General features: G+C 67.4%; 16 protein-coding genes. 7 read left to right on the top strand and 9 right to left on the bottom strand.

Annotated features, from left to right (window positions below):
• Window positions 1–428: 428 nt before the first annotated feature.
• Both O7617_RS03675 and O7617_RS03670 read right to left on the bottom strand, forming a co-directional pair.
• Window positions 429–1,112 carry a hypothetical protein gene (locus tag O7617_RS03675; RefSeq protein WP_282261507.1) on the bottom strand — a complete coding sequence of 228 codons (684 nt, stop codon included), beginning with the start codon at window positions 1,110–1,112 and terminating at the stop codon, window positions 429–431.
• A gap of 413 nt (window positions 1,113–1,525) precedes the next feature.
• On the bottom strand, window positions 1,526–2,134 hold the full coding sequence (locus O7617_RS03670) for a hypothetical protein (protein ID WP_282261506.1): 609 nt from the start codon (window positions 2,132–2,134) through the stop codon (window positions 1,526–1,528).
• 641 nt (window positions 2,135–2,775) lie between these two features.
• On the opposite strand from O7617_RS03670, the gene O7617_RS03665 reads away from it, so the two are divergent.
• Window positions 2,776–3,456, top strand: a complete 681-nt coding sequence (locus tag O7617_RS03665; RefSeq protein WP_282261504.1) for a hypothetical protein — start codon at window positions 2,776–2,778, stop codon at window positions 3,454–3,456.
• A 123-nt stretch (window positions 3,457–3,579) separates the two neighbouring features.
• Entirely contained in the window at window positions 3,580–4,128 is a 549-nt protein-coding gene (locus O7617_RS03660; RefSeq protein ID WP_130399902.1) for a hypothetical protein, read from the top strand.
• Between the two features lie 685 nt (window positions 4,129–4,813).
• Here the strand turns inward: O7617_RS03660 and istB are convergent.
• The 5 genes from istB to O7617_RS03635 all read right to left on the bottom strand — a co-directional run bounded on the left by istB (window position 4,814) and on the right by O7617_RS03635 (window position 9,034).
• Complete coding sequence (istB, locus tag O7617_RS03655; RefSeq protein WP_013730719.1) at window positions 4,814–5,602, bottom strand: IS21-like element helper ATPase IstB; 789 nt, start codon at window positions 5,600–5,602, stop codon at window positions 4,814–4,816.
• Entirely contained in the window at window positions 5,602–6,831 is a 1,230-nt protein-coding gene (istA, locus tag O7617_RS03650; RefSeq protein WP_282257169.1) for an IS21 family transposase, read from the bottom strand. Before istA ends, istB begins: the two co-directional genes overlap by 1 nt.
• A 115-nt stretch (window positions 6,832–6,946) precedes the next feature.
• A complete protein-coding gene (locus O7617_RS03645; RefSeq protein ID WP_282261503.1) occupies window positions 6,947–8,086 on the bottom strand; it encodes a PhzF family phenazine biosynthesis isomerase in 1,140 nt (379 codons plus the stop codon).
• Between the two features lie 14 nt (window positions 8,087–8,100).
• On the bottom strand, window positions 8,101–8,667 hold the full coding sequence (locus tag O7617_RS03640) for a carboxymuconolactone decarboxylase family protein (RefSeq protein WP_282261502.1): 567 nt from the start codon (window positions 8,665–8,667) through the stop codon (window positions 8,101–8,103).
• 70 nt (window positions 8,668–8,737) lie between these two features.
• A complete protein-coding gene (locus O7617_RS03635; RefSeq protein WP_282261500.1) occupies window positions 8,738–9,034 on the bottom strand; it encodes a helix-turn-helix domain-containing protein in 297 nt (98 codons plus the stop codon).
• 146 nt (window positions 9,035–9,180) lie between these two features.
• On the opposite strand from O7617_RS03635, the gene O7617_RS03630 reads away from it, so the two are divergent.
• The 3 genes from O7617_RS03630 to O7617_RS03620 are packed head-to-tail and all read left to right on the top strand — an operon-like array spanning window position 9,181 to window position 10,897.
• The gene (locus O7617_RS03630) at window positions 9,181–10,188 is read left to right on the top strand and encodes a nitronate monooxygenase (protein WP_282261499.1); all 1,008 of its coding nucleotides are present in this window, start codon (window positions 9,181–9,183) and stop codon (window positions 10,186–10,188) included.
• Window positions 10,185–10,436 carry a DinB family protein gene (locus O7617_RS03625; RefSeq protein ID WP_282261498.1) on the top strand — a complete coding sequence of 84 codons (252 nt, stop codon included), beginning with the start codon at window positions 10,185–10,187 and terminating at the stop codon, window positions 10,434–10,436. The genes O7617_RS03630 and O7617_RS03625 overlap by 4 nt, the downstream gene beginning before the upstream one ends.
• 26 nt (window positions 10,437–10,462) lie before the next feature.
• Entirely contained in the window at window positions 10,463–10,897 is a 435-nt protein-coding gene (locus O7617_RS03620) for a hypothetical protein (protein ID WP_282261497.1), read from the top strand.
• 367 nt (window positions 10,898–11,264) lie between these two features.
• Here the strand turns inward: O7617_RS03620 and O7617_RS03615 are convergent, their stop codons facing one another.
• Entirely contained in the window at window positions 11,265–11,858 is a 594-nt protein-coding gene (locus O7617_RS03615; protein ID WP_282264622.1) for an FAD-dependent oxidoreductase, read from the bottom strand.
• On the opposite strand from O7617_RS03615, the gene O7617_RS03610 reads away from it, so the two are divergent.
• On the top strand, window positions 11,857–12,534 hold the full coding sequence (locus O7617_RS03610; protein ID WP_282264945.1) for a hypothetical protein: 678 nt from the start codon (window positions 11,857–11,859) through the stop codon (window positions 12,532–12,534). The genes O7617_RS03615 and O7617_RS03610 overlap by 2 nt on opposite strands.
• Window positions 12,535–12,614: 80 nt before the next feature.
• Here the strand turns inward: O7617_RS03610 and O7617_RS03605 are convergent, their stop codons facing one another.
• Entirely contained in the window at window positions 12,615–13,100 is a 486-nt protein-coding gene (locus O7617_RS03605) for a TetR/AcrR family transcriptional regulator (protein WP_282261496.1), read from the bottom strand.
• Window positions 13,101–13,116: 16 nt separating this feature from the next.
• Between O7617_RS03605 and O7617_RS03600 the strand changes: the two genes are divergently transcribed.
• On the top strand, window positions 13,117–13,494 hold the full coding sequence (locus O7617_RS03600) for a class I SAM-dependent methyltransferase (protein WP_282261494.1): 378 nt from the start codon (window positions 13,117–13,119) through the stop codon (window positions 13,492–13,494).
• The last annotated feature ends 91 nt before the right edge of the window (window positions 13,495–13,585 follow it).

Raw genomic sequence — 13,585 nt, 5'->3', positions numbered from 1 at the left:
TCGTCGCGTGGCGATCCACGCTCACGGCCTGAAACGGCACTGGTCGGCCTGGGCAGGGGCGTTGCGCAGCTGGCGGCCGCGGCACCAGCACCGACTCTGCGCTCAGTCTCCGTACCGGGCGTGAGGGCGTTGGTGCGGAGTTGATGCGGCGCTTACTCGCCGATCGGCCGGAACGGTGGGCGACCCTCGCAGCCAATCCCGCGTCGGCAGCTAGATGAATCTACGATCGAGCAGGGTGGCGGCAAAGTTGCGACGACGGCGCTGCCCTGGGGGCCGTCCATGGACCTGCTAATCCTGCCCCTGACCATGGTGGACGTCTGAGTGGGCGTACCTGCCGCCGACGGCGGCAGCCTACTACTATTCGCGCTGTGGCGTGACGACTCCTGCTGTGGCCGTCTCCTACACCATTCGCGCAGGCGTGACCCGGTTCAGCCGCCTTCGCCGCAGTCCTGCGCTTCTGACCTACCTGCTAAATCCTCCCGCAGTTCGGTGTAAGGGATGTTTGGCACTCCGCCCCGGGTGGTGGGGTACGGCACGGTCTTGGCTGGCCGAAGCCCTTGCTCAGATAGCACCCATCGGTCGAGGTTGTCCGTGAAGCGTAGTTCCCATACCGGGTCGGAAAAGCTGGCCAGGATGGCACCCGCCGCTTCATTGCTCATGTACGGTGGGATGCTGTACCGCACCACCGTGCATGGTGGGATATCGGATATGAAGAGCAGTAACGGCGCACCGGTATCTCCCAGCACCCAGTCATGCTGCTGGGGTAGAAAGAACTCCAAGCCCCGCAGCGGTACGGTGGACCGATTCTGCACCATTACCCGGTGGTCGTCCGCAGTGGGCGCATGCGTTTTTGCCCACCAGGCGACGCGGGACGCGTAGCGCTTGTGCTGCCTATCTTGAGTAGCGGTGTTGAGATCCAACTGGCTCTGATTGATTCGTTGTTGATCTTCGAGAGTGTCGACCGCGATGAGGAGCGCCCCGCCTGCGAATACTGCGGCGATGATAGCGCCGCCTGCTTGTATCCAGATCGGTGATCTTGATAGGTTCGGTAGATTTTGGAGTGCGGGATCGTTGCGCGGCGAGCCGCAGGCGTCGGGGGACCACCACATCATGATGACTTGTCGACAGCCCGATCCGGCCACGCTGCTGGCGACTGATTGCCGACGCTGCCATCAGCCCGGTCACGAGGTCAATCTATGCCTATACCGAGCTCACGGCCTGACTCATGTGAGGACGGGTTTCCGTACAGGTTGCCGTCGCCGCAAGGCCAGGTGCCGTTCGCGCCGACGGAGCACACCTTCCCAGGCCCGTTCCGCGAGATCTTCTCCGGAAACCTGTGTTGGTCACTCAACGGTCTGCCCGATCTGATGACAGCAGTCCGAGGATGGGTTGACGACGTGTTCCAGCGTTCGGTGTGGACGACCCGGATCACCTTCGACATGATCGGATCTCGCCTTGAGTGCCGATGCACACTCTGTGCTGACCGCGAGGACGCGTGCTCCAGACAGCCAGTCGACCATGGCCGTTAGCCGTAGGCAATTCCAGCGTGATCGAGTAGACGACACATATCGTGGAAACCCTCCGTGCATGCGTCGACGACAGCACCATGCCGGCCGGAGGTCTTCGCGTACTGCAACAGGAAGTACGGATCTACGAGGCCGGGGGCATAGATGTTGGCCTCGACGACCTCGCCGCTCACCGCGTTCTCGAACTGGCAGTGCTCTCCGTGCGGGAATAGGTACCAGGTCGCGTCGTGATATCGCACAGACTCGGGGGGGTCCGCGTCGTCGACGTCGCTCACAGGTGACGAACCGGCCTCCATCTGCTCGACGAGCGCGGCTGCTACCCGGCGGAACTCGGCGACAAGGTTCTCCAGAGGCAGGCGTACAGCGGTGGCTTCCGAGTCGCTGACTAGCTGCAGCACAGTGAGGATCGGCCCTTGGCGTCCCGCGGAGGCAAAGACCGCCATATCGGGCTGGAGCGCAACCCGTAACGCCCGCGCAGCGGCCGTGGCAGCCGGCATCGTGACGGTGTCGTTGAGGACGACGACCAGACCGCGACCTCGGGCGACCCGCCGACGAAGGTCGGCGGGGTCCGGTACTCCTGGGGCAATCGCGTCGGCCCCTGATTCCATCGGGCAATGCTAACCTCGGCCCTTCGGTAAGGGCTGTCCACGGGCTGGGCTGAGAACGAAGAAGTGCCTTCTGATCTGGGAAAATAGGGCTTGTCGAGAGTCCCATGTTCCTGTCACGGAAGGCACTTGCTGGGTGAAGGTTACCGCAACACGTCCGAAGATCATGGTGACCGGCGGCGGGCGGGGCGTGGTGGGTCACGTCGGTGCCCGGCTGCTCGCTGATCTGGCCGACACGACGGGGTTGACCAGCATGTTCAGTGACGTGCTCAATCCGCATCGCCGAGCCCGTGGCCAAGGGGTCAGGGTGGTATCGAAACACCGGCTACGGTCACGAGCCCATCATGCCAACTGTTGGTCACAGCCCCGACAGGGCTGCTGGTCCTACCACCTCGCGCACGCCTTCAGGCCCGGTTGGAGGACCGTCGATCTGGTGGGTTCGATGCCCGTCGGCGCCCTGTTTTGCCGCGACCCGCGGTCTATCTGTGGGGACTGAGCCTCGTCAGTCGGCGAAGGGGCTGATGAGACTGTCATTCGTCCTCTGTGCTGAACCGCTGCCGGCGAAGCCAACGTCCGCCTGCCGCCGTCGCCAGCCCGCACGCTGTGGGAGGGACGCGGGTGCGGACGACTGGGATCATGGGCCGATGATGCATTCGTTCCATCTCGCGCTGCTTCCGCCGGCCTTGACCTTGCGCACACTGCGTCGCAGGCCTCGGGCGGCTGGGCTGCGGCACGCCGAATGCCTCGCGCTCATGCGACTCGGCTCCCCGGCGTTGTCGGTGGAACGGATGCAGTTGCGACGCCTTGCGATGTTCGCCGAATGGGACGACGAATCGGCGTTGGAGCGGTTCCTCGCAGACGACGATCTAGGGCGGCAGCTCGACGACGGATGGCATGTGCGACTGCAGTACCTGCGGCGTTACGGCGAGGTGGCCGCCCTCGCCGGCCTGCCGGTGCAGGCGGGCCGGTGGGATCCGCAGGAGCCTATCGTGGCCGTCACCCTCGCCCGGCTCAAGGTTCTCGAACTACCCCGGTTCCTGAAGTGGGGGAGGCCCGTCGAACGCTTGGTCGCCGGTCACCCCGGCACCACGTTCGCCACCGCAGCGGTACGCCCGCCCCACACGTTTTCCACCTTCACGATCTGGCGCAGCGTCCGCGAGATGACCGACATGGTCCACGGCCGCAGCGCCGTCCCACAGGCCCATACACACACCGTCGCCATGGCTGAACAGCATCGCCGGGACTTCCACCACGAATCCGCGTTCATGCGGTTCCGCCCTCTGTCCGAACACGGCACCTGGGAGGGGCGCACCCTTCTCCCCTGAGCGACTCGAGAACCACGCTTGATCAGATGCACACACATGCCGCTGGTCGCGCGGTCACGCCGAAGGTCGGGCGCCTTGCCGGGCAGACGCATATCGGTTGTGGCGCCCGTGCACCATCAAGGCATGAGCGCGTTGATGGACCAACTGCCGGCTCTGCTCGGCGTCCTCGTCGGAACAGGCGGGACGATCCTCGCCACCTTGATCGCGGACCGCTCGCGGTGGCAGCGCCAGCAGGCGGCGCGGTGGGACGAGCGCCGGCTTCAGGCGTACGTCGAGTTCGCCAACGCAGTCAAGGAAGTGCACACGTACGCGCTCCGGATCGCCAACCTGAACGCGCTTCGTCACGGTGTGGATCGTGAACACGCCCTGGCCAGGATGGAAGAGGCCGACATCCGGCGCACAAAGACATGGGAGAGTGTCCTCCTCCTGGGCGACGCCACATCGATCACTGCGGCCCGCGAGTGGCGCGCCGCAGTGACGGACATCGCCCGTTACGCCCGCGGCATGACTTCCGCGGGGTTCGAGCTGGCTGCTGGGCTCGGCCATGCCAACGAGACACGCGATCGCTTCTACCAGGCGGCCCGGGCGAGTCTCGGCATCCGGGGATCGGCCGTGCCCCAGTCGGACTGGCTGGCGGGAAAGTTGGACATCCGCACACAGCAGGACGCCTGAGCGAGCGGTACGCGTCGGCTCTCGCCCTGGAGAGGCGGTCGGGATCGACTCTTCGTTGCGGCGGTCTCCTGCCTGAGGGCAGAGCGAGCAGCACGGCGGAGCACACCAGGTCACATACACGCTTCCGCCGCTGATAAGGCGCGGTGATCGTGGGTGTGCTTCCCGATCGACCGATGCGGCTGAGGGAGCCAGCGCTGGTGCCGACCGTAGCGTTGGGCCGGCAGGTCACGAGCGGTCGGCGGCCCGGTGCGAGCCCGGTCTAGGGGGAGCAGGTTGGGAGCAGTGGGGTGCCCTGAACAGCTTTGAACTGCATCCAACGGCATCGAACAGCACTCAACTGCACCCACCCCTGCCTGCGGCTCCACGTTCTCCCAGGTCAGAGCAGGTGTGGCGTCCTGTTTCCCGCGGAGTGCTCTGCGGTTTTGCGATGCATTCGATGGGTCTCTATGCCGGCTGGTAGGGGCGTGTGCGCAGGTCAAGGTGGTAAGGAGCCGATGGTTGGCCTGACCTTTCGACTGGGAGCAGATTGGGTGCAGGTTGGCGAAGTGGTCGCCGCGCCCGAAGCGCTCACCGACGCCGGTCGGAGAGGAGGGCGTTGACCTGTGGTGATGCGTTTGTCAACGCCGGCTGAACTTTGACCCCTCTGTTCCGGCCGAATTTTGACCCCCTCGCTGGTTGTTGATGTTCAGTCGTTGGTCTTGGTGGCTGCGGGAACGCGGCCGAGGTCGCGGTCTTTAAGCCGGTAGCTGTCGCCCTTCATCGAGATGACCTCGGCGTGGTGGACGAGGCGGTCGATCATGGCTGCGGCGACGACGTCGTCGCCGAACACTTCGCCCCAGCGGCCGAAGGGCTTGTTGCTGGTGACGATCAGCGAGGCTCGTTCGTAGCGGTTGGAGACGAGCTGGAAGAACAGGTTCGCCGCTTCGGCTTCGAAGGGGATGTAGCCGACCTCGTCGACGATCAGCAGCGGGATCCGGCCGAGCTTCACGAGCTCGTCTTGCAGTCGGCCGGCGTGGTGGGCGTCGGCGAGGCGGGACACCCATTGGGCGGCGGTGGCGAACGCGACCCGGTGTCCGGCCTGGCAGGCCCGGATCCCCAGGCCGATGGACAGGTGGGTCTTGCCGGTGCCGGGCGGGCCCAGGAAGACGACGTTCTCCTTCGACGCCACGAAGTCGAGGGTGCCCAGGTGGGCGATCGTCTCCCGCTTCAGAGAGCGTTGGTGCTCGAAGTCGAACTCCTCCAGGCTCTTGCGGGCGGGGAACCTGGCTGCCCGGATACGTCCCTCGCCGCCGTGTGCTTCGCGGGCGGCGACTTCGCGTTGCAGGCAGGCGGCGAGGAACTCCTCGTGCGTCCATGACTCGGCCCGGGCCCGCTCCGCCAGGCGTTCGACGGAGGCAGCGAGGGACGGCGCCTTGAGGGCGCGGGTGAGGAACGCGATCTCCGAGGCGACGTTGCGGCTGGTCTTGGCGGCCATCACGCAGCCACCTCGACGTCCAGGCCGAACATGCGGTCGTAGTCGCTCAACGGCCGGCGTTCGACCTGGGCGTCGACCGCGGTCGTCGGCTTGTGTTGGGCAGCGACGCGCAGGTCGGCGGCGGCTTGCCGGTGGGCAGGGTCGGTGATGCTCTGATGGCTTGCCCAGCAGCGGTCATGTCGGGCCACGGGCCGGCCGTCGGAGACCACCGTCACGTGGTCGCAGTCGGCGGTGACCTCAACCCGCCTGCCGACCACGGATGGGTGCACCGAGTAGTCGTTGCCGTCCAAGCGGACGTAGTGATCGCGGGGCAGCCGGGTGGCCTGGCGCCAGCCGACCACCGGCGCGACCGGTGGCAGTGACAGCATCGCGGCCCGGTCGGCGTCCCACCGGTCCAGCGGGCGGCAGCCCAGCATCCGGTGTTGGCGGTTGTTCGCCCGCACCAGCCAGTCGGTGAGCTGGGTGTTGAAGTCGCCGGGCGAGGCGAAACGGCGTCCGGGCAGGAACGAGGTTTCCAGATAGCCATTGGCCCGCTCGACCAGGCCCTTGGCCTCCGGGTCCGCCGGTCGGCACTGAATCACCTTGATGCCGAGGGTGCCGCGGAAGGCGTTCATCGCCTCGGTCAGCTGCGGCCTGCCAGCCCGCCACTGCCCGACGGCGGACTCGTTGTCCCACACCAACGCCTTGGGCACCCGTCCCCAGCCGGAGATCAGCGTCCAGTGCCCGACCAGCAAGTCCGGTGACTGCCGGGTCGGGATCATCACCGCTGACAGCCACCGCGAATACCCGGACACCATCACCAGCACCGGCGGCCGGCCGACCTGCCCGAAGCCCAACGGCACGTCCGCCGGCGGGAACCACAGATCACACTGCGCCAACTCGCCCGGCAGATACTCCGTCCGCTGGGCCGGGTCCGGGCGGCGGAACAACGGCCGCAACTGCTGCACCCGATCGGCGAACACCGTCTTGCCGCGGGCCCACCCAACCCGCTCCATGATCACCGTCGTCGGCATGTCCGGGAACTCCGCCAACAACGCCCGGATCTGCGGCTCGACCGCGTCCACGATCGAGCCCTTCGCCGCCCGCTGATAGCGAGGCGGCTCATGACTGGCCAAGGCCTTACGCACCGTGTTCCGCGAGACCCCCAGCCGGCGACAGATGGCCTTGATCGCCATCCGCTCCGCCCGGTGCAACCGACGGATCTCCGCCCAGTCCTCCACGCTCAGCACCTCCCGATGCTTCCGGAAGGGGTCAAAATTCAGCCGGAACCACGGGGTCAGTTTTCAGGCGGAGCCGACAGCGTTCGAGCGGTGCGGCGTGACCTCCCAGTAGGGGTCGAAGTGGTCAGGCGTTGATGCTCCCGGGATGGCTGGCGCCGGCCCGCGTCTCGGTTCGCCTAAGGCCATGTCTGCAGCCCTGCTGCAGATCGATGTGGAGCGTTGCGGGTGAGCTTGCTGCACCGCGCCGTAGTTCCGTCATTCGAGACACCGATCCCATGGGCGACGTCCTGAGCTGGCTCTTCAGGCTGGTGACCTCTACGGCGCGCCCGAAAGCGTCAGCACCGAAGATTTTCCGCTTCATGGGCCAGCGACGTCCGCTCATGCCGATGACCGTGCATCCGATCATCACCGTGAAGGTGTGACCTTTCAGCCGGGAACGATGGGCGGGCCGAGGTCGACCACCGCCGATTCTGGCGACGATGCCGGATCCGGTGTGTGTAGCGCTGGCGGAAATCGATGACGGCCTCCCGAGCATGTCCTGGTGGACTTCGATTTCGCCGTTGCCGGATGTGTCGAGTAGGTGGGCGGCGAGGCAGCCGACGCTGTTGGCGTTCGCGATGTCCTCGGTGACGCCGATCGCGGGGGCGAACATGCGGGCTGCGGCCGTTCCTGCGGTGGGCGAGAGTGCGTAGGTGAAGCAGCCGAGGTACCCGAGTCGGCGACACTCGGTTGCCAGTCGATCGAAGTCGGGCTGCATGGACAGCAGTGTCGGGTGATCCCGGACGGGGGCGAGAAGTCGTGGCGTGCCGGGCGAAGCGACCCGTAGGTCGGCGGCGATGTCCGTTCGCTGCAGGCCGAGGGCCGCGATGATGCCACCGCCGGTGGCGTCGGCGTGGTCCGCCAGGGCGATGACGCCTTGGTCGAACCAGACTTCGACGCCGTCGCGACGGCGGATGGCGGTCGTGGCGAAGGTGCGGCCTGCGGTGCGCTGGCGCCCGTGGTGCTCGGTCGCGCCGCTGCGGTGCAGCAGGACGGCTTGCGCGGCGATGGTGCCATGGCCGCAGTTCGTGAGTTCTCCGGCGCAGGCGAAGAAGCGCACCGTGGGCGTGTCCGCTGTGCTGGTGTCGATGAACGCGGTGTGGGAGGTGCCGGTCCTGCGGGCGGTGGCGTGCCGGTCGTCGTCGGTGAGCGTGGCGTCGTCGATCACGACCGCGGTGGGGCTGCCGCCCTGGCCGTCGCGGGTGCAGGCGTCCACCACTGCCATCGGTGGGCCGGCCATCAGGCGGTCGTGATGTCGGCGAAGCGGGGAGCGCCGGGCTCGAGGTCGACGCGAGCGGTGCGGGCGGCGAAGCAGATCGCGTGGTACCACCCGCACAGCAGGAGCACGTCGAGCAGTTGCCGTTCGTCGAGCAACTCCTGCGCGGATCGCCATAGTTCGTCGTCGACGTCGCACGAGTCGTGCAGGGCGTCCACCATCCGGATGAGCATGGCTTCGCGGCCGGCCGTCCAGCAGGGATCGTCAGGGGAGCCGCAGGTCAGCGAGGTGACCTCGGCCGGCGAGAGTTCGGCACGCTCAGCGAAGACCATCAGGTGGACGCCCCACTCGTATTCGCAGCCGCAGCGCGCGCAGGTGCGCAGGATGACGACCTCCCGCTCGCGGAGTGTCAGGGTCAGGTCGCGGCCGAGTTCGTACCTGCCCCAGTTGCTCATGGCGACGGTCATCGGCACGTTCTTGGCGAACGTCCGGAACAGGCCGATAGGAGGCATTCCGGCGGGCATCATCGATGCGAGTTGTGCCTCCACGTCCGGCGTGAACGGCGGTTCGAGCGCCGGGATGCGAGCCATGACCTCTCCAGATGATTCGGAATCAGAAGCACCGTAGCGATTCGGTTCACGAAGTGCCAGAGGTGGCCTTTCACGGAATCGGTTTTTCGTCGTCCTCATCCAGGGCCGAGGCCCACGCGTCGGACCAGCGGGCGAGCGGGCGCAGTGCCTGGTAGGCGCCGCGGCCCAGATCGGTGAGCGTGTAGGCCGCGTCCGACTGCTGGGCGACGAGGTGGGCGTCAAGAAGCTCGGTCAGTCGCTGCCGCAGGACGCTGGAGGACATGTTGTCGCAGCGCTGCTGCAACGCGCGGAACCCGACCGGTCCGTGCTGCAGCTCCCAGACGATGCGCAGGTTCCAGCGGCGGCCGAAGAGGTCGAGGGCGGCCATGAGGGGTCGCCCGGTACTCGATCCGCGTACTGGCCGGCCCGGCCGGGGTACCGTCATCGCCTGTGCCACCCCTCTTGATGCTTCGATCTTCGAGACAGTACCGTCTCGGGTGCTGATTCGATTTCCGAAGCGACAGGGATGGCATCGTGAGGCGTTTGCGCACTGCACTGTGCAACCGGTTGGGCATCGATCTGCCAATCGTGCAGGCACCGGTTGGTTCGGCGGCGGGACCGGAGCTGGTAGCGGCCGTGTCCGAGGCTGGCGGCCTCGGGATGCTGGCGTTGACCTGGCATACGCCCGAGCAGGCGCGCCTCAGCATCCGGCGGACCCAAGAGCTCACCACGCGGCCATTCGGCGCCAACCTGGTGCTCGACTTCCCGGTGGACGACCTGCTGACGGTGTGCCTGGACGAGGGCGTGCCGATCATGTCCACCTTCTGGGGAGATCCGTCACGGATGACCGCCCGGATCCGCGGGGCGGGCGCGCTGCATCTGCACACGGTCGGCGAGGTTGCCGAAGCCGTCCACGCTGTCGCGGGCGGTGTGGACGTCGTTGTGGCACAAGGCTGGGAGGCCGGCGGCCATGTCCGCGGCGGCACGACGACGCTGGCCCTGGTGCCGGCCGTCGTCGACGCGGTCGGTCCAATACCGGTTGTCGCTGCCGGTGGCATCGCGGACGGGCGCGGGATTGCGGCGGTGCTCGCGCTCGGCGCCCAGGGCGCCATGCTGGGCACCCGCTTCATCGCCACCAATGAGGCGGTCACACACGAGGTGTATCGGCAACACCTGGTCACCGCCACCGGGGTGGAGGCCGTCTACACCCGCTGCTTCGACGGCGGCTGGCCGCACGCGCCGCACCGCGCATTGCGCAACGCGACCCTCCGTGGCTGGGAAGCCGCCGGTGAGCCGGCAACACCACACCGGCCCGGCGAAGGTGACGTCGTCGCCGTCGACGCGGCCGGCCAGCACCACTGCCGGTACGCGGACCAGATACCGCTGCCGGGGATGACCGGCGACCTGGGCGACATGGCACTGTACGCGGGCCAATCGGTGAACCTCGTCCACGACGTCCTCCCCGCCGCCCGGCTTGTCCACGACATGGCCGAGCAGGCTGCGACCACGGTCGGCCTGCTGCACAGCCTGGCGGCGCGATGACCCTGCCGCCCCTGCCGGACGAGGACCACCACTGTGAATCGTGTGGTTTGCGATACGGCGACCTGACCCCGTCGGTGGCCCGCGGGCTGATCCGCAGCCATCCCGGGCGGTACCGGCGGCGCCTTCAGCACCTGCCAGTCGATGTCCTGCGCCGGCGGCCCGCGGCCGGGGTGTGGTCGGCGCTGGATTCCGCCTGCCATGTCCGCGACGTCTACGACGTCTACCACACCGGGTTCGCCGCACGCTGACCGAGCACGAGCCCACGCTCGAACCGGTGCGCAGCGACGAGCGCGCCGAGCGGTACGCCTACAACCAGCAGCCGCTGGCCGCCATACTGCTGGATCTCGAACGTAACGCCGACCGGTTCGTCGCCCTCACGAGCGAAATCCGTGAACCGCAGTGGAGCCGGACAGCTGTCCGGCTCCCTTGGGAACGCCGCACCGTCTTGTGGGTGGTGCGGCAGGTCGCGCACGAAGGGCTGCATCACCTCCACGACATCGGTGCGGGCACGAACGATAAGGCGGTGTCGTTCGACGTCGACGGCGTGCTCGTCGACTCGTACCCCGCGTGCCGCCGGATCTGGAGCCGATGGCCGACCACCGCAACCTCGACCCGGACCTGGTCTGGTCGCACACCCACGGCCGCCGGCCCGTCGACACCATCCAGGCCGTGGCGCCACACCTCGACACCGCCGCTGAATACCGGCTGATCAGGGAATTCATGGCGAACGAAGGCGACGGATTTCCCGTCTACCCCGACGCCGCCGCGGTGCTGCGCCTGTTGCATGACCGGCGGTGGGGCGTCGCTACCTCAGGCCGAACGCCCACCGTCCTGCAACGCCTGCGCGCAGGCGGGCTACCCGACCCTCCGGTCCTGGTCGACAGCAGCCAGGTCCGCTGCGGCAAACCGGATCCGGAGGGCTACCTACGCGCGGCACAACTCCTCGATGTGCCGGCGTCCGACTGCCTGGTGATCGAGGATGCTCCCGCCGGCGTCGAAGCAGGGCCAGCCGCTCCCCGACTCGATAGGCGACAGCGCTTCACCGACGAGTGGACCCACCGCGGCCTCGACGTTGTTCAGAGATTGATCGTGTGTCCGGCGAGGCCGTGGATCGCCTCTTTGACGGCTTCGCTCAGGGTGGGGTGGGCATGGGTGTTACGGGCCACCTCGGTCACGGTGAGGTCCCACTGCTGGGCCAGGGTGAGTTCAGGAAGTAGCTCAGTGACGTCCGGCCCGATCAAGTGTGCACCAAGCAGTTCCCCGTGCCGGACGTCGCTGAGGATCTTGACGAAACCGGTGGTGTCGCCGAGGCCGTGCGCCTTGCCGTTCGCGGTGAAGGGGAACTTGGCGACGCGGACGTCGAATCCCTGTTCGCGGGCTTGCGTCTCGGTGTAGCCGAAGCTGGCAATCTGCGGTTGGCAGTAGGTGGCTCGGGGGATCATCCGGTAGTTCAGGGTCATGGTCTCGGCCCTGGCGATGGTCTCGGCGGCGACGATGCCCATTGCTTCGGCGACGTGGGCGAGCATCAGTTTCGCTGTCACGTCGCCGATCGCGAAGATGTTCGGCACGCTGGTGCGGCAGTGCTCGTCCACCTCGATGGCGCCGGCGGTGGTCAGTCGGACGCCGGTAATGTCTAAGCCGTAGCCCTCGACCCGGGGTTGGAAGCCGATGGCCTGCAGGACCTTGTCGGCGACCAGAACGGAGCGCTCCCCCGCCGCGGGTGATCGTGACCTCGACCTTGTCGCCGCTTTCGTCGATCTGCTCCACCCGGGTGCTGGTGTGCACCCGGATGCCGAGGCGCCGGTACTGCCTGTGCAGCTCGGCGGAGACCTCCTCGTCCTCCAGCGGCAGAATCCGGTCCAGGAACTCCACGATGGTGACCTCGACGCCGTAGTTACGCAGGATGTACGCGAACTCGACACCGATGGCCCCGGCACCGACGATGACGATGCTGTGCGGCAGCGTGTCGCTGAGGATCTGTTCCTCGTAGCTGACCACGCGCTCAGGGTAGGGTGCCAGCGCGACTACTGTGGGCTTGGATCATCACCCCACCAGCGGGGCGAGCTCCGGTGGTTGCTCAGCCGCAGCAACCGCACCACCGGCAAGCTGGCCTTTTATCTGTGCTGGTCACCCCCGGTCAAGCCATGGCATCATGGCCGGGGTCTGCCAAACAAAGGACGGTGCAACTGGAGCGGGTTGGTGGGGGAGTGGGGCGGGCAGTTAAGCATCCTGATCGGCGCTCCCGCTGTGACGTTCTACAACTGGCCGTCGTTCTCACCGGCGTTCACCGCAGACATTCGCGGTGCCCTCGGCGGTCGCACCGGCGTTGTAGCCAGCCACTGGTGACGTAGCCCGACGCTCTCACGGGTGGACATCGTTGGCTGCGAATCATCACTGCGAAGTCTCCCCCAATGAGGCCCGTCCAGTTATCGCTGGACGCGCCCCCGGCCAGCTCCGTGAGCTGGCAGACATATACCGCTCGGGAAGCGGTCTGAGGGCTGCGGGACGGCGTCAGCCAGGACGGCTCGGGCAAGCAGAACCTCCGCGCGCAGCCGGGCGGCCAGCTCCGGATCATGCTGGGCTTGACCGACCAGGGCCCGGAACGCCGCGCCCGAGTCGGACACCTCGAGGAAGCGGACCAGCTCGTCGAGGTGGGCGCGCAAATCGGTGCGGAAGGCGCCGGTGTCGGGCAGCGTGAGCTCCTGGGCGCTGTCGGCGGTGAATGCGTCGATCAGGATGTCGGTCTTGGAACGCCACCACCGGTAGATCGTCTGCTTGGCGACGCCGGCCCGGGATGCGATGCCCTCGATGGTGACCTTGGCGTAGCCGATCTCGGCGACGAGGTCGTCCGCCGCCTGGAGCACGGCCTCGCGGGCCGCCTCGCTCCGGCCGTGCCGGTTGCCGCGATGCATCGGGCGCTCCCCAGCCGTGCACGACAACGGGATCGGGCACGTCACCACGACCGAGCTCAGCGCGACCAAGGTCAAGGCGGCCCGCGCCAATATCGAGGCGGCCGGGTTCAGCGACCTCGTGACAGTGCTCGAGGGGGATGCGCTGACCACCCTCGGCGCGGTCGGCGGCCCGATCGGCCTGGCGCTGCTCGACGGCTGGAAGGAGATGTGCCTGCCCGTCCTGCGCCTGATCGAGGACCGGCTCGCCACGGGCGCCCTGGTCGTCGGCGACGACTCCACGTTCGGGTCGATGAGCGACTACGTGACCTACGTCCGAGACCCGGGCAACGGCTACGTCAGCATCGACTTCCCGGTCGAGGATGGCACGGAGCTCAGCTGCTGGACGGGCCGCTGATCGAAGAGGTCAGACTGAGCAGATTGCCGCCGGGTGACGAGGCGATGGCACGGTGGCGGTGCTGCGCTGGCACGCCTGGGACAACTTCGCC

Source organism: Micromonospora sp. WMMD1155 (assembly GCF_029581275.1).
Classification (GTDB): domain Bacteria; phylum Actinomycetota; class Actinomycetes; order Mycobacteriales; family Micromonosporaceae; genus Micromonospora.
This window is presented reverse-complemented; position numbering and strand designations above follow the sequence as displayed.

Coding starts and splice junctions, on each gene's coding strand:
- O7617_RS03675 (WP_282261507.1), bottom strand. CDS start 1,112: ATGATGTGGTGGTCCCCCGACGCCTGCGGCTCGCCGCGCAACGATCCC.
- O7617_RS03670 (WP_282261506.1), bottom strand. CDS start 2,134: ATGGAATCAGGGGCCGACGCGATTGCCCCAGGAGTACCGGACCCCGCC.
- O7617_RS03665 (WP_282261504.1), top strand. CDS start 2,776: ATGATGCATTCGTTCCATCTCGCGCTGCTTCCGCCGGCCTTGACCTTG.
- O7617_RS03660 (WP_130399902.1), top strand. CDS start 3,580: ATGAGCGCGTTGATGGACCAACTGCCGGCTCTGCTCGGCGTCCTCGTC.
- istB (WP_013730719.1), bottom strand. CDS start 5,602: ATGGCCGCCAAGACCAGCCGCAACGTCGCCTCGGAGATCGCGTTCCTC.
- O7617_RS03645 (WP_282261503.1), bottom strand. CDS start 8,086: ATGGCAGTGGTGGACGCCTGCACCCGCGACGGCCAGGGCGGCAGCCCC.
- O7617_RS03640 (WP_282261502.1), bottom strand. CDS start 8,667: ATGGCTCGCATCCCGGCGCTCGAACCGCCGTTCACGCCGGACGTGGAG.
- O7617_RS03635 (WP_282261500.1), bottom strand. CDS start 9,034: ATGGCCGCCCTCGACCTCTTCGGCCGCCGCTGGAACCTGCGCATCGTC.
- O7617_RS03625 (WP_282261498.1), top strand. CDS start 10,185: ATGACCCTGCCGCCCCTGCCGGACGAGGACCACCACTGTGAATCGTGT.
- O7617_RS03610 (WP_282264945.1), top strand. CDS start 11,857: ATGGCCTGCAGGACCTTGTCGGCGACCAGAACGGAGCGCTCCCCCGCC.
- O7617_RS03605 (WP_282261496.1), bottom strand. CDS start 13,100: ATGCATCGCGGCAACCGGCACGGCCGGAGCGAGGCGGCCCGCGAGGCC.